General features: G+C 49.9%; 22 protein-coding genes. 6 read left to right on the top strand and 16 right to left on the bottom strand.

Annotation, left to right across the window (positions count from 1 at the left end):
• Nucleotides 1-91 precede the first annotated feature (91 nt).
• From FPE01S_RS11805 to FPE01S_RS11790, 4 genes are all read left to right on the top strand, one after another.
• Nucleotides 92-967, top strand: coding sequence for a type 1 glutamine amidotransferase (locus FPE01S_RS11805; RefSeq protein WP_046369194.1), 876 nt, complete (start codon nucleotides 92-94; stop codon nucleotides 965-967).
• Nucleotides 936-2,129, top strand: a complete 1,194-nt coding sequence (locus FPE01S_RS11800; RefSeq protein WP_046369193.1) for a hypothetical protein — start codon at nucleotides 936-938, stop codon at nucleotides 2,127-2,129. Before FPE01S_RS11805 ends, FPE01S_RS11800 begins: the two co-directional genes overlap by 32 nt.
• Before the next feature lie 15 nt (nucleotides 2,130-2,144).
• Nucleotides 2,145-2,459, top strand: a complete 315-nt coding sequence (locus FPE01S_RS11795; RefSeq protein ID WP_046369192.1) for a cupin domain-containing protein — start codon at nucleotides 2,145-2,147, stop codon at nucleotides 2,457-2,459.
• A 178-nt stretch (nucleotides 2,460-2,637) separates the two neighbouring features.
• Nucleotides 2,638-3,150, top strand: a complete 513-nt coding sequence (locus FPE01S_RS11790; protein ID WP_046369191.1) for a GNAT family N-acetyltransferase — start codon at nucleotides 2,638-2,640, stop codon at nucleotides 3,148-3,150.
• Here FPE01S_RS11790 and FPE01S_RS11785 read toward each other — a convergent pair.
• Genes FPE01S_RS11785 through FPE01S_RS11765 form a run of 5 tightly spaced genes read right to left on the bottom strand, consistent with a single transcriptional unit; the run spans nucleotide 3,126 to nucleotide 5,167 of the window.
• Nucleotides 3,126-3,746, bottom strand: coding sequence for a SprT-like domain-containing protein (locus FPE01S_RS11785; protein ID WP_046369190.1), 621 nt, complete (start codon nucleotides 3,744-3,746; stop codon nucleotides 3,126-3,128). The two genes, FPE01S_RS11790 and FPE01S_RS11785, sit on opposite strands and share 25 nt — an antisense overlap.
• Before the next feature lie 2 nt (nucleotides 3,747-3,748).
• On the bottom strand, nucleotides 3,749-4,144 hold the full coding sequence (locus tag FPE01S_RS11780; RefSeq protein ID WP_157474003.1) for a hypothetical protein: 396 nt from the start codon (nucleotides 4,142-4,144) through the stop codon (nucleotides 3,749-3,751).
• Nucleotides 4,119-4,370, bottom strand: a complete 252-nt coding sequence (locus FPE01S_RS11775) for an AtpZ/AtpI family protein (protein ID WP_052955726.1) — start codon at nucleotides 4,368-4,370, stop codon at nucleotides 4,119-4,121. Before FPE01S_RS11775 ends, FPE01S_RS11780 begins: the two co-directional genes overlap by 26 nt.
• Nucleotides 4,339-4,761, bottom strand: a complete 423-nt coding sequence (locus tag FPE01S_RS11770; protein WP_046369188.1) for a bactofilin family protein — start codon at nucleotides 4,759-4,761, stop codon at nucleotides 4,339-4,341. Before FPE01S_RS11770 ends, FPE01S_RS11775 begins: the two co-directional genes overlap by 32 nt.
• A 10-nt stretch (nucleotides 4,762-4,771) precedes the next feature.
• Complete coding sequence (locus FPE01S_RS11765; RefSeq protein ID WP_046369187.1) at nucleotides 4,772-5,167, bottom strand: hypothetical protein; 396 nt, start codon at nucleotides 5,165-5,167, stop codon at nucleotides 4,772-4,774.
• 121 nt (nucleotides 5,168-5,288) lie between these two features.
• Between FPE01S_RS11765 and porW the strand changes: the two genes are divergently transcribed.
• Together porW and FPE01S_RS11755 are read left to right on the top strand one after the other, a co-directional pair.
• Nucleotides 5,289-8,273 carry a type IX secretion system periplasmic lipoprotein PorW/SprE gene (porW, locus tag FPE01S_RS11760; protein ID WP_046369186.1) on the top strand — a complete coding sequence of 995 codons (2,985 nt, stop codon included), beginning with the start codon at nucleotides 5,289-5,291 and terminating at the stop codon, nucleotides 8,271-8,273.
• A 15-nt stretch (nucleotides 8,274-8,288) separates the two neighbouring features.
• Nucleotides 8,289-10,703 (top strand): penicillin-binding protein 1A, encoded by a 2,415-nt coding sequence (locus tag FPE01S_RS11755; RefSeq protein ID WP_046369185.1) that lies wholly within the window; start codon nucleotides 8,289-8,291, stop codon nucleotides 10,701-10,703.
• Between the two features lie 283 nt (nucleotides 10,704-10,986).
• On the opposite strand, the gene FPE01S_RS11750 is transcribed toward FPE01S_RS11755, so the two are convergent.
• The 11 genes from FPE01S_RS11750 to FPE01S_RS11700 form a co-directional block, all read right to left on the bottom strand.
• Nucleotides 10,987-11,475, bottom strand: a complete 489-nt coding sequence (locus FPE01S_RS11750) for a hypothetical protein (RefSeq protein ID WP_046369184.1) — start codon at nucleotides 11,473-11,475, stop codon at nucleotides 10,987-10,989.
• A 484-nt stretch (nucleotides 11,476-11,959) separates the two neighbouring features.
• Nucleotides 11,960-13,285 carry an OmpA family protein gene (locus tag FPE01S_RS24875; RefSeq protein ID WP_052955725.1) on the bottom strand — a complete coding sequence of 442 codons (1,326 nt, stop codon included), beginning with the start codon at nucleotides 13,283-13,285 and terminating at the stop codon, nucleotides 11,960-11,962.
• A gap of 52 nt (nucleotides 13,286-13,337) precedes the next feature.
• Nucleotides 13,338-13,787: a septal ring lytic transglycosylase RlpA family protein gene (locus tag FPE01S_RS11740; protein WP_046369183.1), complete on the bottom strand. Its 450-nt coding sequence runs from the start codon at nucleotides 13,785-13,787 to the stop codon at nucleotides 13,338-13,340.
• 3 nt (nucleotides 13,788-13,790) lie between these two features.
• Nucleotides 13,791-15,464 carry a L,D-transpeptidase family protein gene (locus tag FPE01S_RS11735; protein WP_046369182.1) on the bottom strand — a complete coding sequence of 558 codons (1,674 nt, stop codon included), beginning with the start codon at nucleotides 15,462-15,464 and terminating at the stop codon, nucleotides 13,791-13,793.
• A 56-nt stretch (nucleotides 15,465-15,520) separates the two neighbouring features.
• Nucleotides 15,521-16,519 (bottom strand): chorismate synthase, encoded by a 999-nt coding sequence (locus FPE01S_RS11730; protein ID WP_046369181.1) that lies wholly within the window; start codon nucleotides 16,517-16,519, stop codon nucleotides 15,521-15,523.
• A gap of 1 nt (nucleotide 16,520) precedes the next feature.
• Nucleotides 16,521-17,795, bottom strand: a complete 1,275-nt coding sequence (gene aroA / locus FPE01S_RS11725) for a 3-phosphoshikimate 1-carboxyvinyltransferase (RefSeq protein ID WP_046369180.1) — start codon at nucleotides 17,793-17,795, stop codon at nucleotides 16,521-16,523.
• Between the two features lie 12 nt (nucleotides 17,796-17,807).
• Nucleotides 17,808-18,830 (bottom strand): 3-dehydroquinate synthase, encoded by a 1,023-nt coding sequence (gene aroB / locus FPE01S_RS11720; RefSeq protein ID WP_046369179.1) that lies wholly within the window; start codon nucleotides 18,828-18,830, stop codon nucleotides 17,808-17,810.
• Nucleotides 18,831-18,845: 15 nt separating this feature from the next.
• Entirely contained in the window at nucleotides 18,846-19,913 is a 1,068-nt protein-coding gene (locus FPE01S_RS11715; protein ID WP_046369838.1) for a chorismate mutase, read from the bottom strand.
• A gap of 66 nt (nucleotides 19,914-19,979) precedes the next feature.
• On the bottom strand, nucleotides 19,980-20,828 hold the full coding sequence (locus FPE01S_RS11710) for a prephenate dehydrogenase (RefSeq protein ID WP_046369178.1): 849 nt from the start codon (nucleotides 20,826-20,828) through the stop codon (nucleotides 19,980-19,982).
• A 12-nt stretch (nucleotides 20,829-20,840) separates the two neighbouring features.
• Nucleotides 20,841-22,016: a pyridoxal phosphate-dependent aminotransferase gene (locus tag FPE01S_RS11705; RefSeq protein WP_046369177.1), complete on the bottom strand. Its 1,176-nt coding sequence runs from the start codon at nucleotides 22,014-22,016 to the stop codon at nucleotides 20,841-20,843.
• Complete coding sequence (locus FPE01S_RS11700; RefSeq protein WP_046369176.1) at nucleotides 22,013-22,840, bottom strand: prephenate dehydratase; 828 nt, start codon at nucleotides 22,838-22,840, stop codon at nucleotides 22,013-22,015. The genes FPE01S_RS11705 and FPE01S_RS11700 overlap by 4 nt, the downstream gene beginning before the upstream one ends.
• Nucleotides 22,841-22,988 lie beyond the last annotated feature (148 nt).

Below are 22,988 nucleotides of genomic sequence, written 5' to 3'. Positions count from 1 at the left end.
ATCAACCGCATGCTGCCCGAAAGGGCAATCCATTTGCCCGTAACGGCTTACCAGCGCCACCTGCGGCCCGAAATTGCTTATTTTTGAATACATGGATGAGGCTAAACACATCAGGATAGCAGTATTGGATCTCTATGAAGGCGCGGAAAACCAGGGAATGCGCTGTATCCGTGAAATCCTTACCTCGTATCGCGAACATCACGGCATTAACCTGGTGTGGGAGGAATTTGAGGTGAGGATCAAACACCAGGTACCCGACCTCAGTTTTGATCTGTACATTTCCAGCGGCGGTCCGGGGAGTCCCCTTGAATCCGCCGGTTCGGAATGGGAAAATGTTTACTTCGGATGGCTCCGCAACATCGAACTTTTTAATGCCGACCCCGCTCACTCCGCCAAAAAATTCGTTTTCTTCATTTGCCACTCGTATCAGCTGGCTTGCCGCCATTTTGGTGTGGGACAGGTAACGCGTCGCCGGTCTACGGCATTCGGCGTGTTCCCGGTCCATATCCTCCCGGGTGCCCACGGTGAACCGGTTTTTGAGAACCTCAGGGACCCCTTTTATTCGGTGGACAGCCGCGATTTCCAGGTAATACAGCCCGACTATGTGCGGATCCGGCAACTGGGTGCAAAGATCCTTGCGATCGAAAAAGACCGCCCCCACGTTCCGCTGGAAAGGGCAATGATGGCCATCCGATTCAACCCATATATGATCGGCACACAGTTCCATCCGGAAGCCGATGCAACCGGCATGAGCATGTACCTGCAGCGGGAAGACAAAAAAGAAACCGTGATTAACAGTCACGGCCTGGAGAAATGGAAAAGCATGATCGAGCACCTGGATGATCCGGATAAAATCCGTTGGACCTACCAGCAGGTTTTGCCTAACTTCATCAGCAGTTCACTGGCACAATTGCCCGATAACAAAAGCGCCCTTCATGGTTCCCGAACTGCGAGCAGCCTACAATAATCATTTTACAGAAGAGAAATACCAGGAATTTCTGAATGATCTTCATAGCGGTTATCCCAATGCAATAGATTTCCGCGTGGCAGAAACGCCGGTCTTCGTTGACAAGGCATTTACGGCTAAAATGCTGGATGCCTGTGAAACGATCATTGACGCGGTGCTGGAGGATTCATTCCCCGAGGCGACGGAAAGAAGTATTCCCGTTAAGGAATATGTTCCACATGAGACAGGCCAGCCGCAAATGATTGCTTTTGATTTTGGTGTTTGCACGAATTCCGCCGGCGAACTGGAGCCGCAACTGATCGAGATGCAGGGCTTCCCTACCCTTTACGGGTTCCAGGTGTACTATCCTGATGTGCTGCGGCGGCATTTTGAGATACCCGCCAATTATCAGCAATACCTCGGTGGCTATAACCGCGACACTTATCTCCGTGATTTGCGGGAAGTGCTGTTGGGAAACCATCAGGCTGAGGAAGTCATCCTGCTGGAGATCAGGCCGCATGAGCAGAAAACGAGGATCGACTTTTACTGCACCCGCGACTATACCGGCATACAACTGGTATGCATAACCGAACTGATCCAGGAAGGCCGGAAACTGTATTACCTCCTCAATGGCAAGAAACAGCGGATCCGGCGCATATACAACCGCGTTATCTTCGATGACCTGAACGCCAACCGTGCCAGCCTGGGTAATTTTGTTGACATTACACAGGACCTGGACGTTGAATGGGTGCCGCATCCCAACTGGTTTTACCGCATCAGCAAGTTCACGTTACCGCTGATCCGCCATCCCTATGTACCACCCACTTATTACCTGGATGAACTCAAACAGTTGCCGGCAGACCTTTCACGGTATGTATTGAAACCGCTGTTTTCCTTTGCGGGACAGGGTGTGGTGATTGATGTGGAACAGGCTGACATTGAACGCATCAGCGATCCCGAAAACTGGATCCTCCAGCAGAAGGTGAATTATGCGGACGTCATCCCGACGCCCGATGGCCCGGCCAAAACGGAGATCCGGATCATGTACCTTTGGAAAGATGACTGGGAAAGGCCCAGGCCTGCCATCAATCTTGCCCGCCTCAGCAAGGGAAAGATGATCGGAGTCCGCTACAATAAGGATAAGCGATGGGTCGGCGGATCAGTCTGCTTCATGGAACAATAATCAATTCAGCCTCATATGTTACACCTCAACGATATTCCGGCAAAGGAGTTCCTGCCGGGACTTTTTGGCAAAATGCTTCACGGTGAATCCAGCACCCTGGGCGTCTGGGAAATCAGAAAGGGAGCTGTGATTCCCGAACATTCCCATGTGAATGAACAGATTACCTATATTACTGAAGGTGAGCTACAGATGACGATCGGCGGCAAAACCACCGTGTTCGGCCCGGGAAATGTGCAGGTGATCCCGCCCAATGTTCCGCACAGCGGCCTTGCACTGACCGATTGCCGGGTGATCGACAGCTGGACGCCGGTAAGGGAAGCCTACCGCTAGCTGACAATCAAAATATTAAGCTTTCGCTACATACCATAACGGGGGTTTGGCACGTTATTCGCAAAAGGTCCATTTATGAAAAACGTAGATAGAGTATTTCTCGCCGCCATACTCACCTCGCTGGTGGTATTTTATTCAGTATTTGCCCTCGTATTAGCCTGATCATTAGATTTGGGCCATGAGTTTACGCGTCAGGCCCATTCTTCCGGAAGATAATGCAGTGCTAGCCGGGATCATCCGTGCAGCACTGGCTGAATTCGGTGCCGATAAACCCGGCACTGTCTACTTTGATCCCACTACTGATCATCTGTTTGAACTTTTCCGGCAACCCCGCAGCGCTTATTTTGTTGCCGAGGAGCCCGATGGACGTCTTCTGGGCGGTGCAGGCATCTTCCCGACAGAAAGCTTGCCGGAAGGTTGCTGTGAATTGGTCAAGATGTACCTCACCCCTGCTGCCAGGGGAAAGGGAACCGGTGGTACGCTGGTTACCCATTGCCTTAAAGAAGCCTCCATGCTGGGATACCGGGAAGTTTACCTTGAAACCATGCCCGAATTGAAAAAGGCACTGTCCATGTACGAGAAATTCGGTTTCAGGTACCTGAAGGCACCAATGGGCAACTCCGGTCATTTCGGATGTGGACTATGGATGCTTAAAAACCTGGATGATCAGGAAGCCAGCTCCACCTCATAAAGTCCGCTGAAGAGATACAGTTTTCCCGTCGCCACTTCTTTGCACTGGTAACGTTTTCGTAACTTTTTTCCCTTTCGGAAGATGCGTCCGCCCGCAATAGAAAACAATGTCCCTTCCGGTAATTCTTCCACCAGGGTTGACCGCTCCGCAGGATGGTCATGGTTCCGCAACACACGCATAAGTGGTTCATCAGCGCAGCTGCTGGCCGGCAGGTTATGGAGACTTTTGAAAAGAGCCGCTTCCACATCGGCAGGAAAAATATTCCGGCCAAGAAAATCCTGAAGCAACAGTTTATACAGCGCTTTCCACTCCTGGCCATGTGCCATTACGCGGTGGCCATATTTCTCAAAGGTGAGCAGGTGGGCCAGCTCGTGCACCAGGGTAATCAGAAAGGCATAGGGATTCAGATTGCCGTTCACACTGATCCGGTGATGCTCATTCTTGTGCGCATGGCGGTAATCCCCAAGCAGACTTTTCCGTTCACGGGTAATGCTGAGGTGCACCCTGTAATGATGGAGGTAGACGACCACTTTCTGGAAAGCACCGGCCGGTAAAAAATGTTCCAATTGCTGGAGTGGGTATTCTTTCTTGGGCATCGTCAGTGAGCCGGGTTCTTTTTCAGTAGCGTGCGCAATTCCAGCGCACTGTACAACACATACAGGAACATGCAACCGAATAATGCGGGTTTATTCACTTTTTCCCGCATTACATATATGTATATAAATGCGGCAATAACGCCTCCGAACAGTTTTAACATCATGCCGCCATATACCGGGCGGAGAAATGCCTGTGTAGTGTTGGAAGAACCCCGGTACATGAGGCCGGAAAGCAGGAATAGCAGGAATAGCACCAGGTTACCAACCTGCAATACCGGAACATCTACCCCCATGGCAGTGAGTCGTTTGTTCCAGATCATCAGGACTACATTAACCAGTAAAAAAATAACAATCAGGGGGAGCAGGGCAGTTTTACGCGCCGGAGTCTTTATTTCCATTATTGCGACGTGCTGTTTCTTTCACCAGCTGATACAGGGTGACAGCGATCAGGCACAAAGGTAATATCCAAATCAATAGGGGCATGCCGGTACCCAGCCGTTTGTCCAGCCAGGAACCGGCTAACAGGGAAAGCGTGATTACAGCAACGAATCGGGCGCCCAGGCCAAGCCATCGCGTCCAGCTGTTGCTATCCTCAGGCTGCCTTGGAGTCTTTTTGCTTATCATTCATTTTGGGTGCCTCGGCAATTTCTACCGGGGTTCCCATATGGCACGCTCCATTGAAGGTAGCAGCAGGTTCGATCTGCAGTTTGCCGGCGTGAATATTGCCATTCACAATACCGGATGCCTTCAGCTGAAGCAGTTCCTTTACTTTGATGGTGCCGGTAACTTTGCCCATGATATCCGCCTGCTGGCCGATGATATCACCTTCTACCACCCCATTGGCGCCAATCACCACTTTGGCCGTGCTGATCACGTTTCCGATAAGGGTACCATCAATGCGCATGTCGCCATTGCTGGACAGATCGCCTTTCAGGGTGGTACCGCTTCCAATAAGGCTGGTGCTGTTGCCCGTTGTCTCAGTAGCAAATTCAGATTTGGATTTTCCGTTGAACATAGTAATGGATTTAATCAGTGGTCGTTTCCGTTGCCGGTATATTGAGGGAGGTGGTATCCAGTTTAACGGTCGCATCTCCCTGTAAAACGCTCTTGATGCTTTGCAGGTACTTGTCTTTGAACTCCATCGCCTGTTCCAGTGAATCCGTCCGCATTTTGAGCTGCCGGAGTTCCCTTGTCGCACTTACAGACCCGTAACCAGGGATATAAAGCTTCAGGGGGGTGAAAACAATCAATGCCACAGTAAGACTGGTCAACACTACAAATATGGTACTCAGCCCGATATATACACTCAACCGCGATAATTTGAAGGTAACCACCTCCTCATAACTGTCGTCATTCATCACTACCAGCCGGTACCGGTTACGTAAACGCTTAAAGGTGGTATCTGTATTGCTTTCAGGCATTAAAATTGTTCACTTATTTCAGAATGAGGTCCACAACTTACATAAAATCCGGGCCAAAAAAATTGGATAACTTTAAAATAAATTTCTTGCACGGTAGTTTTAATCCATTTAGTTTGCGCCGATGACCAAACGCCAGGGTAACAGATATATCGTTTGTTTAATATTCTGCCTTACCTGTTTTTTCACCGGTTGGGGGCAGCCAACGCTGGACCCTGACCTTAAAAAACCTGCCAAGTACGAGAATCGTACCCTGCGGGCAGAAAAAACGGGAGAAAAGAGATTTACGGTTACCCGTCGTTTTTTCCAGAACACCTACACCCACTACAACTACGCCTTTAACGCTGAAGCCAAACTGGAGAAGGTCGTCAACGATGCCAAAGCGCAACATATTGACCGGTACACAGAATTATTGCCTTTTTATAACTACAGCCTGGAAGCCACTTCCACACAGAAAATTGAACTTGATTCGGTTATCTATAAAGTAAATGCCGGTATTCTCCTTCATGACCTGAGAAGCAACTGGATGGACAACCTGTACCTGCTTATGGGGCAGGCCTATTATTACAGGAACCAGCTGGATTCCGCCTATATGACTTTTCATTACATGAACTATGCCTTTGCACCGAAAGATGCCGATGGCTATGACCTTTATATCGCTTCCAACGCCAATGAGGGCGGAAATGCCATGCAGGTATCTACAGAAGAGAAACGGAACCTCCCCCAGCGTGTTTTTTCCGAGCCGCCCAGCCGCAATGATGGATTGATCTGGCTGATCCGCACCTATATTACACAGGGAAATATGGCGGCTGCGGGAACCCTGATCCAGACACTTCAGCATGATCCGACTTTTCCCAATAGGTTGCAACCGGCCCTCGCGGAAGTGACGGCATATTACTTCTATAACCGGCCACAATACGACAGCGCTGCCTGGTACCTCGAAAAAGCGCTCCCCCAGGCCGCTGATAAAAACGAATTGTCACGCTGGGAATACCTCCTTGGCCAGCTTTACGGTCTTTCCGGCAACCGCGCAGCAGCCAAAGATGCTTTCGCCCGCGCCATAAAACATACCCTCAACCCGGTACTGGAAGTGGCCGCACAATTGCAATCCACCCAGCAATTCGACAACATCAACGAAGTTGACTGGCAGGCCGCTGTGGCCGCGCTTGAAAAAATGGCAAAAAAGGAACGCTATACCAATTACCGCGACCTGATTTATTATACAATCGCAAGAATCGACCTGCGCAGGGAAAAACTACCTGAGGCACAGGGACACTTGTTGAAAAGCGTGAAATACAGCTTTAACAACCCGGAGCAGAAAACAAAATCTTACCTGATGCTCGGCGACCTGGCTTTCGAACAGCAGCAATACCTCAATGCCAAAATGTTTTATGACAGTGTTGAGACCAACCAGTTGCCGGAAGCCGATGGACAAAACCTGGAAAACCGGAAAGCAGTACTGGGCCTGGTAACGGAACAGCTTTATGTACTCCAGCGGCAGGACAGTCTACAACGCCTTGCCGCCATGCCGGAAGCCGACCGTACTGCATTCCTGAAAAAACAACTCAAGGCTTTGCGTAAACAACAGGGGTTGAAAGAAGAAGAATCGTTACCCCAGGTAGGAGGACCCGTATTGTTGCCCAATGCCAGTTCAGTACCCACTGACCTCTTCAACACCTTTAATGCAGGCGAATGGTACTTCTACAACAACTCCCTGAAGTCGCGCGGCTTTACAGAGTTCCGGCAGAAATGGGGCAACCGGCCGAATACCGACAACTGGCGGCGCAGCAGCAGTGCAAGCAACCTGGAACCCGCACAGCAGGTTCCCGAAGCCGGCGTCACAGGTCAGGAAGCGGAAGGCGGAAATGAGCTGAGCCTGGAAAAACTACTGGCTCCGATTCCGCTGACACCCGAGCAGATGCAGGTTTCCAACGACTCTATCCGCCGTGCACAATTCCTGCTGGGGATGACCCTGCAGCAAAAGCTGGAGGATTATGCCGGCGCAGCAAAAGCCTATGAGACAATCCTCGAAAAATTCCCGAATAACGAAAATGAAGCGGAGATCCTGTACAACCTGTATATCTGCTATCAATACCTCGGAAAGACCGATCAGATGGCGCAGCTCAAGGCAAAACTGCTGAAAGATTTCCCGGATAGCCGGCAGGCCCATCTTGCCGTGGATCCGAAAGCCGTTCAGGAATCAGACAGCACCCAGGTGAGGCAGGCAACCGCCCGCTACGAAGAGATCTACAACATGTTCCTCAGCGGTCAGTTTACGGAAGCTGTTGATGCAAAACGTGCAGCAGACAGTGTGTTTGGTGTACATCACTGGACGCCGCAGTTGCTCTATATAGAATCCATCTATTACATGAAAGTGCGGCAGGACAGCCTCGCCATTCAAACCCTGGGACAGCTCGCCACACAGTTCCCGGATCATCCCCTGGCAGAAAGGGCGACCAACCTGATCAGTGTGCTCAGCAGGCGCGCCGAGATCGAACAATACCTGAATAACCTGCAGATTGAAAGACCGGCAGAGGACAGTGTTGCCCTCCCTGTTGAAGAACCTGTGAAAGTAGAAGAACAGAAAGCAGTGCCGCCTGTAGTTCCTGAACCAGTTATCCGTGAACCGGAAGCGAAGGCCGGCAAGGTACCCGGCATCGTAAAAGACCTGCCGGTATCCGACAGCACACGACTGAAAAAAGAAGCACCGAAACCACCTGCCGGTACGCAATTCAGCAGGCATGCCCAGCAACCGCATTTCGTTTCCATCATACTGGAAGATGTTGATCCGGTTTATGTGAACGAAACAAGGAATGCATTCGACCGATACAACAAGGAGAAATATTACAACACACCGATGAACGTAACGGTGGTAAGCCTTAACGACAAAGTGAAGATGGTTGCCATCAAAGGTCTGGCCAACGAACAGGCAGCGGTCGATTATATCAAAAAAGCCAAAGAGATCGCCAACCGCGAGATCATACCGTGGCTCAAGGCTGACAAGTATTATTTTATACCGGTAGCGGAAGACAATATGGACCTGCTGATGTCCAGCAAAGACCTGCCGGGCTACCGGAAATTCCTTCAACAGTTGTTCCCAGATCTATAATACCAGACGAATCATATGAAACAAGCCACGCGCGTATTTTGGAGACTATTTTTTATTGGCATCGGTGCATTTGCATTGCTGCTGTTGCTGATCAACCTTGGCGTATTCGGAAAACTCCCGTCCCTCAGCGAACTGGAAAACCCTTCCATCCTGCAGGCAACGGAGGTCTACGCTGCAGACGGAACCCTGATGGGTAAGTATTTCCGGGAACGCGGCAACAGGAGTAACGTAGAATACAAAGACATCTCCAAACATGTAATCAACGCACTGGTCGCAACTGAGGATGAAAGATTTTACGAACACTCCGGTATTGATGGCAAGGGCGTATTGCGGGCATTGTTGTTCCTGGGTTCAAGAGGCGGAGGCAGTACTGTTACGCAGCAGCTGGCATTGAACATGTTTGATGAGCGGGCAAGAAACCCGGTCACCCGGATGATTCAGAAACTGAAAGAATGGATTATTGCCATCAAACTGGAAAGAAATTTCACCAAGCAGGAGATCCTGGCATTGTACCTCAATGTGGTTCCCTTCAGTGATAACGTATATGGCATCAGGAATGCATCACTCACCTTCTTCAGCAAGGAACCCGACCGCCTGAATGTTGAAGAGTCTGCAATCCTGGTCGGCATGGTAAACGGTCCGACACTCTTTAACCCCCGCCGGAACCCCAAGCCGGCACTGGCCCGCAGGAACCATGTGATCAATAAGATGATGGAGAACAACTACATCACTGCTGCGGAAGCAAGCAAGCTGAAAAAGGATCCCATTGTGCTCAACTATAAGAAACAGGATGAAAACACCGGCCTCGCTCCCTATCTCAGGGAAGTAGTTCGGAACGACATCAAAAAATGGTGTAAGGAACACAACAATCCCAGTACAGGTGATCCATATGATATTTACAAAGATGGCCTTCGGATCTACACCACCATCGTGCCTCGTATGCAGCTGTATGCGGAAGAAGCGGTAGCCCGACATATGCCGGTGCTGCAAAAGGTGCTAAGTGCACAGAACAGCGTTAAGAAAGGGACCGTGTGGAAAGGACGGGACAATGTACTCGACGCTGCCATGAAAGCCAGTGACAGGTGGGAAAACGGCAAGGACGATAATATGAGTGATGCTGCGCTTAAGGCCAGTTTCAACCAGAAAGTACCGATGAAGGTATTTGCCTGGAATCCCAAGCGTGAAAAGGATACCATTATGACGCCGATGGATTCGATCAGGTATCATCACCAGATGCTGCAAACTTCTTTTATGGTAACTGATCCGATTACAGGAGAAGTAAAAGCCTGGGTGGGCGGAATTGATTTCAAGACTTTCAAATTTGATCACGTCAATATCGGCACGAAAAGGCAGGTAGGGTCATCCATCAAACCTTTCCTGTATTGTGAAGCGCTCGAAGAAGCGGGTTTCACACCGGAAACGCCGGTGGAGAATGTTGCCCAGAACTTTCCGGGTTACGGCCTGGTTCCGGCAAAGGGAGAATGCAAAGGCAATACGGTTTCCATGGCCAGCGCTTTAACCTATTCCCTGAACTGCGCCACTGCCTATATCATGAAGCAGGTGGGCCCCAAACAGTTCGTGGACTTCCTGCACAACATCAATATCAAGACCCCGATAGAGCCCTACCCTTCCATCTGTCTCGGTGCTGTTGATCTCTCCATGTATGAAATGCTGTATGGCTACACCATGTTTGCCAACCGTGGCTTCAGTGTACAGCCGACTTATATCACCCGCATTGAGGACAGGAACGGCAATGTGCTGGAAAGTTTTCAGACAAAAATGAACCAGGTGATCAGTGAGTCTGCAGCCTATATCACTACCAAAATGCTCGCTGGCCCGGTGGAAGTGGGTACGGCTGCAGGTTTGCGGGCTAGATTGGGCGCAGCTGAAATGGCGGGTAAAACGGGAACCACCAATGACAATGCTGACGCATGGTTCATCGGCTTTACGCCGCAATTGCTGGGTGGTACCTGGATCGGGTGCGATGACCGGTTCATCCGGCTGGAAAGCGGCCTGGGTTATGGCGGCCGTGCGGCGATGCCGATCTGGGAGTATTTCTTCCAGAAAGTGTATGCCGACAAATCGCTGGGCATTGATCGCGAAGCCCGATTCACGCAACCTGAAAGCATCCGGAAGGAGTTTAACTACGACTACACACCAATCATCGATCAGTTGCCCCCACCCGGCGCCGAAGGCGCAGACCAGGGCAATGGCGGCGCCGGTGACTATATGATGGAACCGGATACCACCAACATTCCTCCTGAAAGCAAACTGTCCGACGAAGAGCAGAATGTACTGAAGGAAGCCAACAAGGATCAGAAAAAGGACGACAAAAAGGGCGGAGATAAACCGCCTGCCGTTGAGCCTCCCAAAAAGGAAAAGAAGGGACTTTTGAGAAAGATATTTGGAGGGAAGAAGGATAAGAACTAGGAAATGGTTTGGGGTTTGTAGTCTGGGGTTTGGGGTTGGGTTACTGTGGTCCGGCAAAAACCGGGTATTGATCAGAGTGTTTAATATATTGCGGCATTCGTTGTTCTATACTCCGGCGATAGTGTTTCCAGGCCGGTAGCTGGCCGGATGTGTGCTGGAATGAAGCTGTGGTCGTCGGTGTTGGACGTGTTCAGGGAGCTTGTATAAAATCTTTTCGTACCCTGCTCCCGGCCTATACCAAGCTTGCGGTCTGAAGCGATAGAAGTACCGGGAATTTACCTTTTCATAATGTCGCCACACTTGATCTGATGAACCAATTGTTGCTCAATTTAAAGAATATGAAGTTTGGGCTGTCCACTTCATAACTTTTCACGTTTGGTTTATAAAACAGCTCCGCATTGAAAATCGGGCAATTTTCATCTGTATTTAAATCGTCTAAATTGCCTGGGTATAATATTACTATTGGTAAAGAATCACCGGGCACTTTATATTCAATAATGAGTTCTTTATATTTTATACCAGATAAAAGTCTTGACAGATGTTCATTTTGTCGATTAACCTTTCCATCTGAATAATTTTCGCGCTCAATTGTATATCCGATATATGATTTGGAATTTACAGAATTGGCCTCAACTATAATCAGACTATCGATTAATTGGGCCAATTCATCAAACTCCTCCCTTTGATTTGAGAACAACAACTGGCTCTCCCTATTAATTTTATCTGCTTTTTTCTTCCAATCTATACAATTACTAATACAACCAGAGATCATTACGAAAGTTATAAGTAACAAATATTTCAATTTCCAGAATATTTATTTGGTGACTTCCTATTTATAGACCCTCCGACGTGGTTTCTGAGCGGCGGGAAGAACATGGGGTCGTTCTCCCATGGCTCCTTGCGACCCCCACTTTTCAAAAACCGGCCGCAAAATTATATTTTCATTTTATATGAAACAGGGAAGAAGCCTTTATCTTTTTTACATCAACCCTGATGCAACCCCGTTGATAAGCCTTTGGAACCTCATTGGTACCCCTGGTTTTACCCGGAATTGACCCGATTTCCCTATGAAAACCGGGTAGAATCCGGGTAAATTCGGGCTACTGGCCGGGTTACCAATAGATAATCATTGAGGTGGCATCAGGATGCCAATGGGTTAGCATTTAAAAAACATCCCCCGGTTTCAGGCCGGGGGATGTTATGATTTAAAGTGAATTCTACTGGTAGTTAAAAGGTTAAAAGCTTATAGTATACGCTTACTGACTAACCTTGAATTCTACCCGACGGTTCTGCGCTTTTCCGGACGCTGACTTGTTGTCTCCGATCGGCTGGTCCTGGCCAAAGCCAACGGCAGTCAACCTGTCAGCACTTACCTTTTTCTTCACCAGGTAGGTCTTCACGGCTGCAGCGCGCTTTTCACTCAGCTTCTGGTTGAAAGGTGCTGACCCGGTATTATCAGTATGACCCGCGATCTCAACATTTACCGTCGGGTATTGCTCGTTCAGGATGCGCGCTGCCTTGTCCAGCTCGCGTTTTGCAGCAGCAGTCAGTGTGGCACTGCCAGTAACAAACTGAACAGCAGCAGCATTGAATTTAGAAGTTTCCAGTTTCGGGCAACCGCCATTATCTGCTGGTCCGGCAATATCCGGGCAACGGTCTTCATCATCATTCACGCCGTCATTATCCCGGTCAGGAATAGGACAACCCTCGTATTTGGCTACGCCCGCAACTGTTGGACATTTATCTTCTTCATCATTGATACCGTCGCCATCTGTATCAGGAATGGGGCAGCCCTGGTATTTGGCGATACCCGGTGTATCCGGACACTTATCATCTTTATCGGCAATGCCGTCGCCATCACGGTCAGGACATCCCTGCAGGGCAGGAAGGCCGGGAACTGTCGGGCAGGCATCCAGCGAATCCACCACGCCATCTTTATCTTCGTCCAGCGCAACCATCGGCAAAGGCGGCTGCGGAACAACTTTCTCTTCTTTTGGCTTTCCGATATTGCCGGCAATGCCCAGGCTGTTGAAAAAGTGGTTGCTGGTGGTGCTGGTGATGCCGGTGCGGTATTGTGTTTCCAGCAAGAGGAAAGCCTCATCAAAGAAGTTTACCTGGATACCCAGGCCAACCGGGATAATGGCGCCATAATAGCCACGCCATTTGGAAGCACCGATACCGGCAGAGATATAGGGAGATACCCAGTATTTGTCGCTTGTCATTTTTGCCCTCACCATGGCATCCCATTCCAGCAGGGCGCCATCGTCGCCATTGCTGGGATTATCTTTCAGGGGATAGCTCAAAAATGAAACACCTAACGTTGTGGAGAAGTCGATTTTATTGGAAAGACCCTTCAGGTAACTGATGCCGAAACCATAGTCCATCTCACCGAATTTTGCCCATTGTTTATCTTTCAACACATCAGTGAGAGAAGTCTCCTTGATCCTTTGCGGCGTTACAAAATCATTTGTAATAAAATGGATCCCGATCGCCGGCCGCTTTTTGTAGTCGGCATTCTGTGCAGTAACACTTCCCAATACACTCGTAACTACCGTCAATGACAATAGCAGTTTCTTCATCATAAGTTGGTTGTTTTGAAGGCACAAAAATAGAATTTGCCTTCAGATTCGTAAATTATTTATTCGTAGTCAGGGCCGGTAATTCGGCAGGAGTTTTCTTGCCCAGCACTTCAACTTTCACCTTGGCCAGACCGTGTCCGGTATAACCGAGCTTTTTTGCTGCTGCACGTGAAAGATCCACCAGGCGCGGGTTGCGGTAATGAAGACGATCATTGATACGAACGATAACGGTTCGTTTGTTGCGCATATTGGTCACCTTGATCCATGTGCCTAACGGTAATCCATTATGCGCAGCGGTCATCCTCTGGCTGTCGTAGATCTCGCCGCTGGCAGTTTTGCGGCCATTGAATTTACTGGCATAATAACTGGCTGTGCCATACTGCACTTTGGCTGTGTTGGCTTTCCTTTTTTTCCGGGTGGGTGGCTGTGTCTGTTCCGATTGTGCAACGGCCACTCCCGTATAAAGCAGGCTGAGGGCCAGCAATACGCGGGGAAGGATTTTCATGGATCAATTAATGGGTTTATTCCTGAAATACCGTTCAGCCAGCATCCGGTCATCCGCATAAATGTCATCGAAGAACTTAATGCGGCCACCGTCCGCCTCACAGGTAAAATACCGAATAAATATCGGAACATGAACAAAATCCGAGATTACGTGCTTTTCCTGGCGGCTGATCCATGCCCTTAACGTATCAGGATGGTATCTTATTTCATCATTCCGAACCAGAAAATGTGCTAATTTTTCCCATTCCTGAACCCGTACGCAACCGTGACTAAGCGCCCTCGCGCTCCGGCTGAACAACCCCCTGGCATTGGTATCGTGGAGGTATACGGCATATTTGTTCCTGAAATTGAATTTCATGACTCCCAGGGAATTGTCGTCCCCCTGCCGCTGCCTGATCAGGTATGGAAAATGATTCTTATTGAGTTTAAACCAGTCGATCGAGGAAGGACTGATTACGCTATCGTTCTTGTCTACCACCATCAGGTTCTGCCTGGCGAGAAAATTGGTATCCTTTTGAATTTTCGGCAACATCTCCTTGAAAATGATGCTGTAAGGAACTGTCCACTGTGGATAGGTAATGAAGTTCACGATCTCGCTGGTCAGCACCGGAGTACGGGTTTTTGATGCCCCAACGATCACTTTTGATTGCAGTGCGATGGTGTCCATATCCACCAGGGTGAGGGTAAATGAAGGCAGGTTCACCCAGATATAGGTCTCGGGAAGTTTGGCTGGAATCTGCTTATAACGGTCAAGATTGATCGCTATCCGCTTGAATTTTTCCCAACCAGTGTTGTTAAGACTTTTGACGGTCAGTTCTGCAGCGACACCAGTGGTACGGATGCTGTGTGCGGACTGATATTTCCGCACGGCTGCTGAATACGCTGCCGAATCCTGTTCCTGCCAGTCTGCCGCCAGCAGGGTGTCTTCCTGGAGTCGCCTGGCCACCTCCCTGATCAGCGTCATAGAATCAGCCTGGGGAAACTGCACATAGGTGTACTTCCTGAACTGCGTGGAATCGAGGAAGCCCGGTAATGCGGCGCGCAGTGCCTTATAGCCCGGATGTTGTGGTTCAAGCGGTTCAAGTACGGCGTGGGGCTGGTTCGTTAACAGCAATGTATCCAGGCAACCCTTCAGCTGTTGGGGAGAAAGACTGTCAGCCCGCATGGTAATGCTGTCTTTCACCAGGCGACCTGAGTAGAGATCGCGGGCCATCTGGAGAAATCCGTCGGTAAGGAGGATATCCGCCCTGGTCCAGGAAGCAATATTTTTTCTCGCAGCGGTATCGATCACGAATTTGTTACGTATCGCCAGGATCGGTTCGAGGTGATAGTCCGACGGGAAAAGGCCAAACTCCTTGCTTTTGAAAATGACGTGAAAAAGGGAATCACCGAGAAGTTTCCAGCGATTGTTTTCGCTCCATATGGGCTCATAACCACTACCGCTGTAAATATCACGCAGCAACTGGTAATTGCGCAACGTGGTGGAATCATTCAGCTTGCCATTCGATTCACCCAGGAAACTGATCAGTTTCTCCAGCTGTTCGCTGGCTTTAACCTGAACTTCTTCCGGCTTTTCAGCGATCACCACTTCGCTGGGTGGCTTTGGGGGCGTTGACGGGTTTCCACAGGCTACGAAAAACAGTAAACTCAACCACAACAAATATGGTTTCAATCTCATGCGATTCAGGTTTCGGATCAACAAGATAGGGTTTTCCTTTCACCTGTCTGCAGGCGTCAGGATTTCCAAACCCTGGGAACTGCATTCACCTGTAACAGCAGGTCTGCCAAAACAGCTGCAGTTACTGCTTCCAGTACCACAGGTACCCGCAACGCTATGCACAGGTCGTGCCTGCCCTTTACAGAAAATTCTTCCTGTTGCCCGGTTTCCCAATTCAGGGTAAGTTGTTCCTTAGGTGTGGAAGATGTCGGTTTCACAGCAATGCGGAATACCAGTTCATTGCCGTTGGTAATGCCACCAACAACACCGCCGGCGTGGTTGGTACGCGTCTTTCCCGAAACGTTTTCGATTGCATCATTGTGTTCCACACCAAACATGCGGGCTGCTGCAAAACCGCTGCCGAACTCGACGCCTCTGATAGCGGGAATTGCAAAAACGGCATGCGCCAGCAGGGATTCAACGGAATCAAAAAAAGGCTCACCCATTCCTGCAGGAAGCCCGCTAACCCGGCACTCTACTATACCGCCGATACTGTCTTTCGCATCAATCGCTTTTTGCAGCCCTTTTTCAATGTCAGGTTCTCCCCCGATCTCCAGGATGGATGCTTTTACTGATATATCTCCCAGTATCTTTTTTGCCACAACACCAGCAGCTACCAGTCCTACAGTAAGGCGACCACTGAAATGGCCACCGCCCCTGAAGTCTTCATAACCACCGAATTTCTGGTGAGCGACCATATCAGCATGCCCCGGCCGCGGAACGGCGCGCTGCTTTTCATAATCTCCGGAACGCGTGTTCTTGTTCTCGAAGAAAATGGTCATCGGAGCACCGGTAGCATGACCATTAAAAAGACCGGTCTGAAACAGGGGAAAATCATCTTCTTTCCGCGGCGTGGTGCCTTTCTGAAGTCCACCTTTACGACGTTCGATATCAACGGCGAAATCATCTGCGGACAATGGCAATCCGGCAGGAACACCGTCAATCACCACACCTACCGCCGGGCCGTGGGATTCTCCAACAATACTGATCCTGAAAAGACGTCCGAATGCATTCATGTTACTGGCTTATATCAACTTTGGCACCCAAACGGGCAATATGGTCAAAGAAATCGGGATAGGATTTATTAATGGCGGATGCGTGCCCGATAGTACACGGACCATCTGCTCTTAATGCAGCAACAGCACCAGCCATGGCTATACGATGGTCGTGATGGGAATTGAGAACTGCGCCTTTGATCTGATCTGCGCCTTTAATAAGCATCAGGTTGCCCTGCAGGGTAATTTCAACACCCATCTTCCCAAATTCTTCCTGAAGGGTAAGTCCGCGGTTGCTTTCCTTGTGCGCCAGGCGGTCAACACCTTCTATCACCGTAGTGCCGGAACAGCAGGCTGCAAGCGCCACCAGTGGCGGGAAGAGATCAGGACAATCTGTTGCATCAAAATGAAAAGCCTTCAACGGCATTTTCCGGATAGCGATCTGGTTGGCTTCTATACTTAATCCTGCACCGCTTTGCATCAGGGCCTGCAACACGGCCTTATCGGCCTGGGTGGAAAAGGTATCCAGTCCTTCTACTACGATATCACCGGCAATGGCGCCTGCAACCAGCAGGAATGCGGCACCGCTCCAGTCACCTTCCACCGTGTAGGATCTCGTGGCAGCAGCAGCGGTTTTGGGCTGACCGAAATGGAAAGCCTCGTAGTTGCGGTTCTCCGGTACGTTCATGCCGAAAGCCTTCATTACTTCGAGGGTAAGATCCACATATGGCTTGCTTTTCAGGTTGTCTACTGAAATAGTTACACCATTCGCACCGGATGCTGCATAGGCCAGTAACAAACCAGTAAGGAACTGCGAACTGAGAGATCCGTCTATCCGGATATCAGCCGGTTGCAAAGGGCCTTCAACTGTAAGCGGAAGTTTGCCTTCGTTGGAATGGATCGTTACACCCAGTTGTGGCAGGATACTATCAAAGAAATCCATAGGCCTTGTTTTAAGGCTTCCTTCACCGTTGATATTGATGGGTCCCCTGTTCATAGCCACCAGGGGTGTGAACATCCTGATTCCAAGGCCGCTTTCCCCGCAAAACACTTCGTCCTTACTGGCATGTACACCCGAACTAGTCACTTCAAGTCCTTCAGGTGTTTGCCTGATTTCCGCTCCCAGGGCCGAGATCACCCCTATTGCGGCCTGATCGTCATTGGAGCGCCCGGGATTCTTGATCAGTGTAGTGCCACCTGCCGCAAGCGCAGCTGCACAGGCACGTTGCATGGAACTTTTGGAAGCCGGTGCGTAGATGGTTCCCCCGAGCACGGATGGTTCAACTCGAACAGTCATGTATAGTACTGGTTATGAAATTTGTTCAATGATTTTTTTAACGGTCGTCAAAGGCAGGGTATGTACTACCCCTTTGCCGATTCTTTCCAGCAGGATATAATGCAGGGAGTCACGCTCCCGCTTCTTGTCATGCTTCAGGATGTCAAATACAGGATCCGGATCAAAACTGAGCTTCGTTGGCAATCCATACTGTGCGATCACGCGCTTTACCCTTTCAGCCTGCCTGAAGCCGAGTTCGCTGGCAGAGATTTCGCTGGCATAGGCCATCCCGATGGCCACAGCTTCCCCATGGCTCAATTGAAAGAGATTCTCCAGCGCATGGGCAAGAGTATGACCAAAGTTCAACAGCTTGCGGTCACCCTGTTCTGTCTCGTCTTTCTGCACCACTTTTGTTTTCAGCAGGGCGTTTCGGCGAAGCAGGGCTGCCAGTGCCTTTTTATTTTTACGGTATCCGGCGATATCAGTTGCTTCGAGCTCCCTGAACATCGCCGCATCTTTGATACAGGCATGTTTGATGATCTCGGCAAAACCGTTCTGCCATTCATTTTCCGGTAACGATTGCAGGAGTGCTGCATCAAAAAGCAAAAAGGAAGGTTGCCTGATGGTGCCCACAAGATTCTTGTAAACGCCCACATCAACTCCGTTCTTCCCGCCAATCGAGGCATCCACCATTGCCAGCAGGCTACCCGGAATAAAGCCCACCCTGATACCCCGCAGATAGGTGGCGCCGATATATCCGGCGAGATCGGTGATCACGCCACCACCTAGCCCCACCAGCGTAGACTTTCTGTCTGCCTCTGCCCCGATCAACTGGTTCATCACACCGTCTACCGTGCTTTGCTGCTTGTGCGCTTCGCCCGGCGGCAGCACGATGGTCTTCCAGCCTTTCAGCTGCTTTTCGTAAATGCCATAAAGGTTTTCATCGGTCAGTACAACGGTATGGCGTTTATCCGTCACCGTTGCGAGTTGCTTTAGCCCGCCACCAAAATAATAGTCTGTAACAGCCTGCCCTATCCGGATAGATTTTTTTTCCATTCCTGTATTGCAGCCTTAGCTGTTCATGATTTTATTCTGGTGATTGATGCTTTCCATGTGAACGGCGTCGAAATAGCGGGTGATGAATTCTTTGCTCAGACCCAGCTTGTCGCCTTTTACATAGGCACGTTCCAGAATTTCATTCCAGCGGTTTGTCTGCAGGATAGTGATGCCGTTGTTCTTTTTATAAGTACCGATTTGTTCAGCTACTTTCATTCGCTGGCCGAGGATCTGCATCAGTTCGTCATCCAGGTGATTGATCTGCTGACGCAATTTTTCCAGGGCAGCATGAAAAGCTGCTGAATCGACATCTTCTTTTCTCCAGGCAATGCTGTCGAGCATTTCTGCCAGTCTTTCCGGTGTCACCTGCTGTTTGGCATCGCTCCATGCTTTATCGGGATCAATATGACTTTCGATCATGAGACCGTCGAAGTCAAGGTCAATGGCCTTCTGGGCAACATCGATCAGGATATCGCGGCGACCGCAGATATGGGAAGGGTCATTGATGATCATCAGTTCCGGATTCCGGCGCTTCATTTCGATAGCAAGGTGCCACATCGGCGCATTGCGGAATTCGGTATTACCGTAAGAAGAGAAACCACGGTGGATCAGGCCGATCTGGTTGATACCTGCTTTGGCAACACGTTCAACCGCTCCGAGCCAGAGTTCCAGGTCGGGATTGATGGGATTCTTGATCAGCACGGGCACATCAACACCACGCAGGGCGTCTGCCACTTCCTGAACACTGAAGGGGTTCACAGTTGTTCTTGCACCCACCCAGAGGATGTCCACATCAAAATGCAAAGCATCTTCCACCTGTTTTGCGGTAGCTACCTCAACAGCAACGGGAAGGCCAGTGAGTTTTTTCGCCTGCTGCAACCAGGGAAGTCCCTTCGTGCCAATGCCTTCAAAAGACCCGGGACGGGTACGTGGCTTCCAGATACCGGCGCGAAGCACATCTACTTTTCCCGTATTGGCCAGCCGCTGTGCGGTTTCGAGCACCTGCTCTTCAGTCTCTGCACTACAGGGACCTGAAATGATCAGGGGGCGTTTTGCCCATGCTTCCTGTGTTACTTGTTTCATGGTTTTGTTATCGGTTGCTTGCATCATGTAAAGGTAGATTATAATTAAAAAGTCAAAAAATCATTACTATTTAAGGATCCTGCGGATCCGGTTGGCATTTTCAATAAGTTCCTGCAGATAGTCGTAGTTCTCTTTCTCCAGGCACGATTTGAACTTGCGCAGCTGCGCGATATGTTCATTCAGCACATCGAGTACATTTTCCCTGTTCTGCTTGAAAATGGGCACCCACATGGCAGGGTTACTCTTGGCGAGGCGGACGGTACTTTCGAAACCAGCGCTGGCCATTTCGAATATGGCTTCGTCTTCCCGTTCCTTTTCGAGAACAGTATTGGCGAGTGCAAAAGAGGTGATGTGCGAAATATGGCTCACATAGGCAGCATGCAGGTCATGGGATACCGCATCCATTTCGAGAAGGTGCATACCGATCTTCCGGTAAACTTGTTTTACCCATTCAACGGCATCTTCATCGCTGTCCGTTGCATTGCAGATGACCACGGCCTTATTTTCAAAAGCATGCTTAACTGCAGCAGCGGGGCCGCTGTATTCCGTACCCCACATTGGGTGAGTGGCAACGAACCGCCCTCTTTTGGGATGGTCTTTTACTGCTTCGATCAGTTGCTCCTTGGTGGAACCAGCATCAAAGACGATCTGGTTGGTCACCTGGTCCAGTATCTGCGGCAGGAGGCCCGTGAGTGTATCGACCGGGATGGCGAGCACGATGGCTTCACTGTTTCTGATTGCCTGGTCCAATGGCAGGATCTCATCTACCAGTCCCAGCTCCAGGGCACGGCTGGCGTGAATTTCACTGCTCTCCACGCCGATCAGTCCGGCTGCAAGTCCTTTCTCATTGAGCTGTAGCGCCATTGATCCGCCGATCAGTCCTACCCCAACGATACAAATCTTCTTTCTTTCCATTTTATTGTTCGCTTACGCATTAACGGTGGTGAGTGAGTGTTGCACCCTGTCAAGTGCCTGCTGGAGTTTTTCTTCGGTACAACAAAGGCTAATCCGGATAAATCCGTTTCCGGCCGAACCAAAGATGCCGCCTGGAGTAATGAATACGTTGGCATTGTACAGCACCGCATCACTCAGGGCGAAGCCATCCTGGTAGCTATCCGGTACCGGTGCCCACACAAACATACCGACCTGGTTGCGGTCATAAGTGCAACCCAGGAGATCGAGCAGCCTGAATACTTTTTCACGGCGCCGGGAATAAATGGCGTTTACACTGTCGTACCAGTCCTTTCCCAGCCGCAGTGCATGAGCAGCAGCCAGTTGCACAGGAAGGAACATGCCGCTGTCCATATTGCTTTTAAAACGCAGTACTTCATCGATCCTTTCTTTGGCACCGGCCAGCATACCTACCCGCCAGCCCGCCATATTCTGGCTTTTGCTGAGGGAGTTCAGCTCCAGTACCACTTCCTTCGCTCCCGGAACAGCCAGGAGGCTGACGGGGTTATCGTTCAGTATAAAACTGTAGGGATTATCGTGACAGATGAGGATCCCGTTCTTTTTTCCGAATGCCACGAGTTTTTCAAAGAAGTTTTTGGAAGGCAACTGGCCGGTAGGCATATGCGGATAATTCACCCACATCAGCTTAACGGCACTAAGATCGCCGGCTGCCAGGGCATCAAGATCGGGCTCGCCGTGAAGATCAGGTTTCAACTCGTAGGGCACCGGGATTCCACCTGCAAGTTTTACGGCACTGCTGTAAGTGGGATAACCCGGATTGGGAATCAGTGCTTTATCACCTTCATTCAGATAGGTCATGCAGATGTGCATGATACCTTCCTTGCTGCCGATCAGGGGGAGGATCTCTGTAGCAGGATCCAGGTCAACCCCATACCAGTTTTGGTACCAGTCGCGAATGGCTTCCCTTAATGCCGGAGCGCCTTTATAATTCTGGTAAGCATGCGTTGACGGTTTTGCAGCTTCTTCTGCAAGCACCCTGATGACATCGGGATGCGGCGGGAGATCAGGACTGCCGATGCCAAGGTTGATAATGGCCTTGCCTGCCTGGTTCAAGGCATCAATCTCCCTGAGCTTGGTGGAAAAATAATATTCTCCGATGCCATCCAGGCGCTTTGCGGTGTTGATCTTCATTTTCTGCCGTTTTTATAGATGCCATATACCTGAAGGGAAACAGTCAATGGTTTGATGACTTCCAGGATATGCTGCAATTGTTCAATATTGTCGAATTCCATGTCTGCATGAAAGCTGTATTCCCAGTCGGTGCCGGGGATGGGGAAGCTTTGCAGTTTGCTGAGGTTGATGCCGCCTTCCGCGATGGAAGACAGTACGCGGGCGAGGCTTCCGCGGGAGTGGTCGGTGTGGAAATTCACTGACGCCTTGTTGGCGCCTTCGATGGCAAGCGCCTCCTTTTTAGGCTGCAACACCAGGAAGCGGGTGTAATTGTTTTTCATGGTGTGGATGTTTGGAGCAAGTACATCCAGTTCGAAGAGCTCGGCTGCCAGTTTGCTGGCGATGGCAGCAGCATGTTTGTGTCGTTTCTGGTGAATGTGTTTGGCACTCAATGCCGTGTCTTCCGTTTCAACCAGTTTCCAGCTATATTTTTCCAGGTAGTCGATACACTGGAGAATGGCCATTGGATGGGAATGTACTTCGCGGATATCTTCCAGCTTTACACCGGGATTCACCAGCAGGTTCTGCCGGATCTGGAGATAAACTTCACCGATCACCTGGAGATTGCTTCTCTGCAGCAGGTTGTAATTAGGAAGAATGCTGCCGGCAATGGAGTTCTCAATCGCCATTACCCCGCCATCGCTTTCACGGGGATTGCCGGCAATTTTGACTACATCCCTGAAATTATCGCAGGGGATCACCTCCACCTGTTTCCCGAAGAATTGCTGCGCTGCCACCTGGTGGAAGCTGCCTTCGTAACCTTGTATCGATACTCTTGTTGCCATAAAAAACAAGAGTCCCGGCTTTCTGCCGGGACTCTTTATGTTGTTTGTTTAGATCTTAGTTTGCTGATCGAACACAAAGCATCGCCGGCCTTCTGCTGGTAAAAAAGTAGAAGTAAAAATAAAATCGGCCAAATGCGTTGTGATTCAT

Source organism: Flavihumibacter petaseus NBRC 106054 (assembly GCF_000974785.1).
GTDB lineage: Bacteria > Bacteroidota > Bacteroidia > Chitinophagales > Chitinophagaceae > Flavihumibacter > Flavihumibacter petaseus.
Note: the sequence above shows the minus strand (reverse complement) of the source record. Positions and strands in the feature narration are given on the sequence as shown.

Coding starts and splice junctions, on each gene's coding strand:
- FPE01S_RS11775 (WP_052955726.1), bottom strand. CDS start 4,370: ATGATAAGCAAAAAGACTCCAAGGCAGCCTGAGGATAGCAACAGCTGG.
- FPE01S_RS11740 (WP_046369183.1), bottom strand. CDS start 13,787: ATGAAAATCCTTCCCCGCGTATTGCTGGCCCTCAGCCTGCTTTATACG.
- FPE01S_RS11715 (WP_046369838.1), bottom strand. CDS start 19,913: ATGAAACAAGTAACACAGGAAGCATGGGCAAAACGCCCCCTGATCATT.
- aroB (WP_046369179.1), bottom strand. CDS start 18,830: ATGGAAAAAAAATCTATCCGGATAGGGCAGGCTGTTACAGACTATTAT.
- FPE01S_RS11770 (WP_046369188.1), bottom strand. CDS start 4,761: ATGTTCAACGGAAAATCCAAATCTGAATTTGCTACTGAGACAACGGGC.
- FPE01S_RS11780 (WP_157474003.1), bottom strand. CDS start 4,144: ATGGAAATAAAGACTCCGGCGCGTAAAACTGCCCTGCTCCCCCTGATT.
- FPE01S_RS11785 (WP_046369190.1), bottom strand. CDS start 3,746: ATGCCCAAGAAAGAATACCCACTCCAGCAATTGGAACATTTTTTACCG.
- FPE01S_RS11710 (WP_046369178.1), bottom strand. CDS start 20,828: ATGGAAAGAAAGAAGATTTGTATCGTTGGGGTAGGACTGATCGGCGGA.
- FPE01S_RS11700 (WP_046369176.1), bottom strand. CDS start 22,840: ATGGCAACAAGAGTATCGATACAAGGTTACGAAGGCAGCTTCCACCAG.
- FPE01S_RS11755 (WP_046369185.1), top strand. CDS start 8,289: ATGAAACAAGCCACGCGCGTATTTTGGAGACTATTTTTTATTGGCATC.
- FPE01S_RS11705 (WP_046369177.1), bottom strand. CDS start 22,016: ATGAAGATCAACACCGCAAAGCGCCTGGATGGCATCGGAGAATATTAT.
- FPE01S_RS11765 (WP_046369187.1), bottom strand. CDS start 5,167: ATGCCTGAAAGCAATACAGATACCACCTTTAAGCGTTTACGTAACCGG.
- FPE01S_RS11735 (WP_046369182.1), bottom strand. CDS start 15,464: ATGAGATTGAAACCATATTTGTTGTGGTTGAGTTTACTGTTTTTCGTA.
- FPE01S_RS11795 (WP_046369192.1), top strand. CDS start 2,145: ATGTTACACCTCAACGATATTCCGGCAAAGGAGTTCCTGCCGGGACTT.
- aroA (WP_046369180.1), bottom strand. CDS start 17,795: ATGACTGTTCGAGTTGAACCATCCGTGCTCGGGGGAACCATCTACGCA.
- FPE01S_RS11800 (WP_046369193.1), top strand. CDS start 936: ATGGTTCCCGAACTGCGAGCAGCCTACAATAATCATTTTACAGAAGAG.
- FPE01S_RS11790 (WP_046369191.1), top strand. CDS start 2,638: ATGAGTTTACGCGTCAGGCCCATTCTTCCGGAAGATAATGCAGTGCTA.
- FPE01S_RS24875 (WP_052955725.1), bottom strand. CDS start 13,285: ATGATGAAGAAACTGCTATTGTCATTGACGGTAGTTACGAGTGTATTG.
- FPE01S_RS11805 (WP_046369194.1), top strand. CDS start 92: ATGGATGAGGCTAAACACATCAGGATAGCAGTATTGGATCTCTATGAA.
- FPE01S_RS11730 (WP_046369181.1), bottom strand. CDS start 16,519: ATGAATGCATTCGGACGTCTTTTCAGGATCAGTATTGTTGGAGAATCC.
- FPE01S_RS11750 (WP_046369184.1), bottom strand. CDS start 11,475: ATGATCTCTGGTTGTATTAGTAATTGTATAGATTGGAAGAAAAAAGCA.
- porW (WP_046369186.1), top strand. CDS start 5,289: ATGACCAAACGCCAGGGTAACAGATATATCGTTTGTTTAATATTCTGC.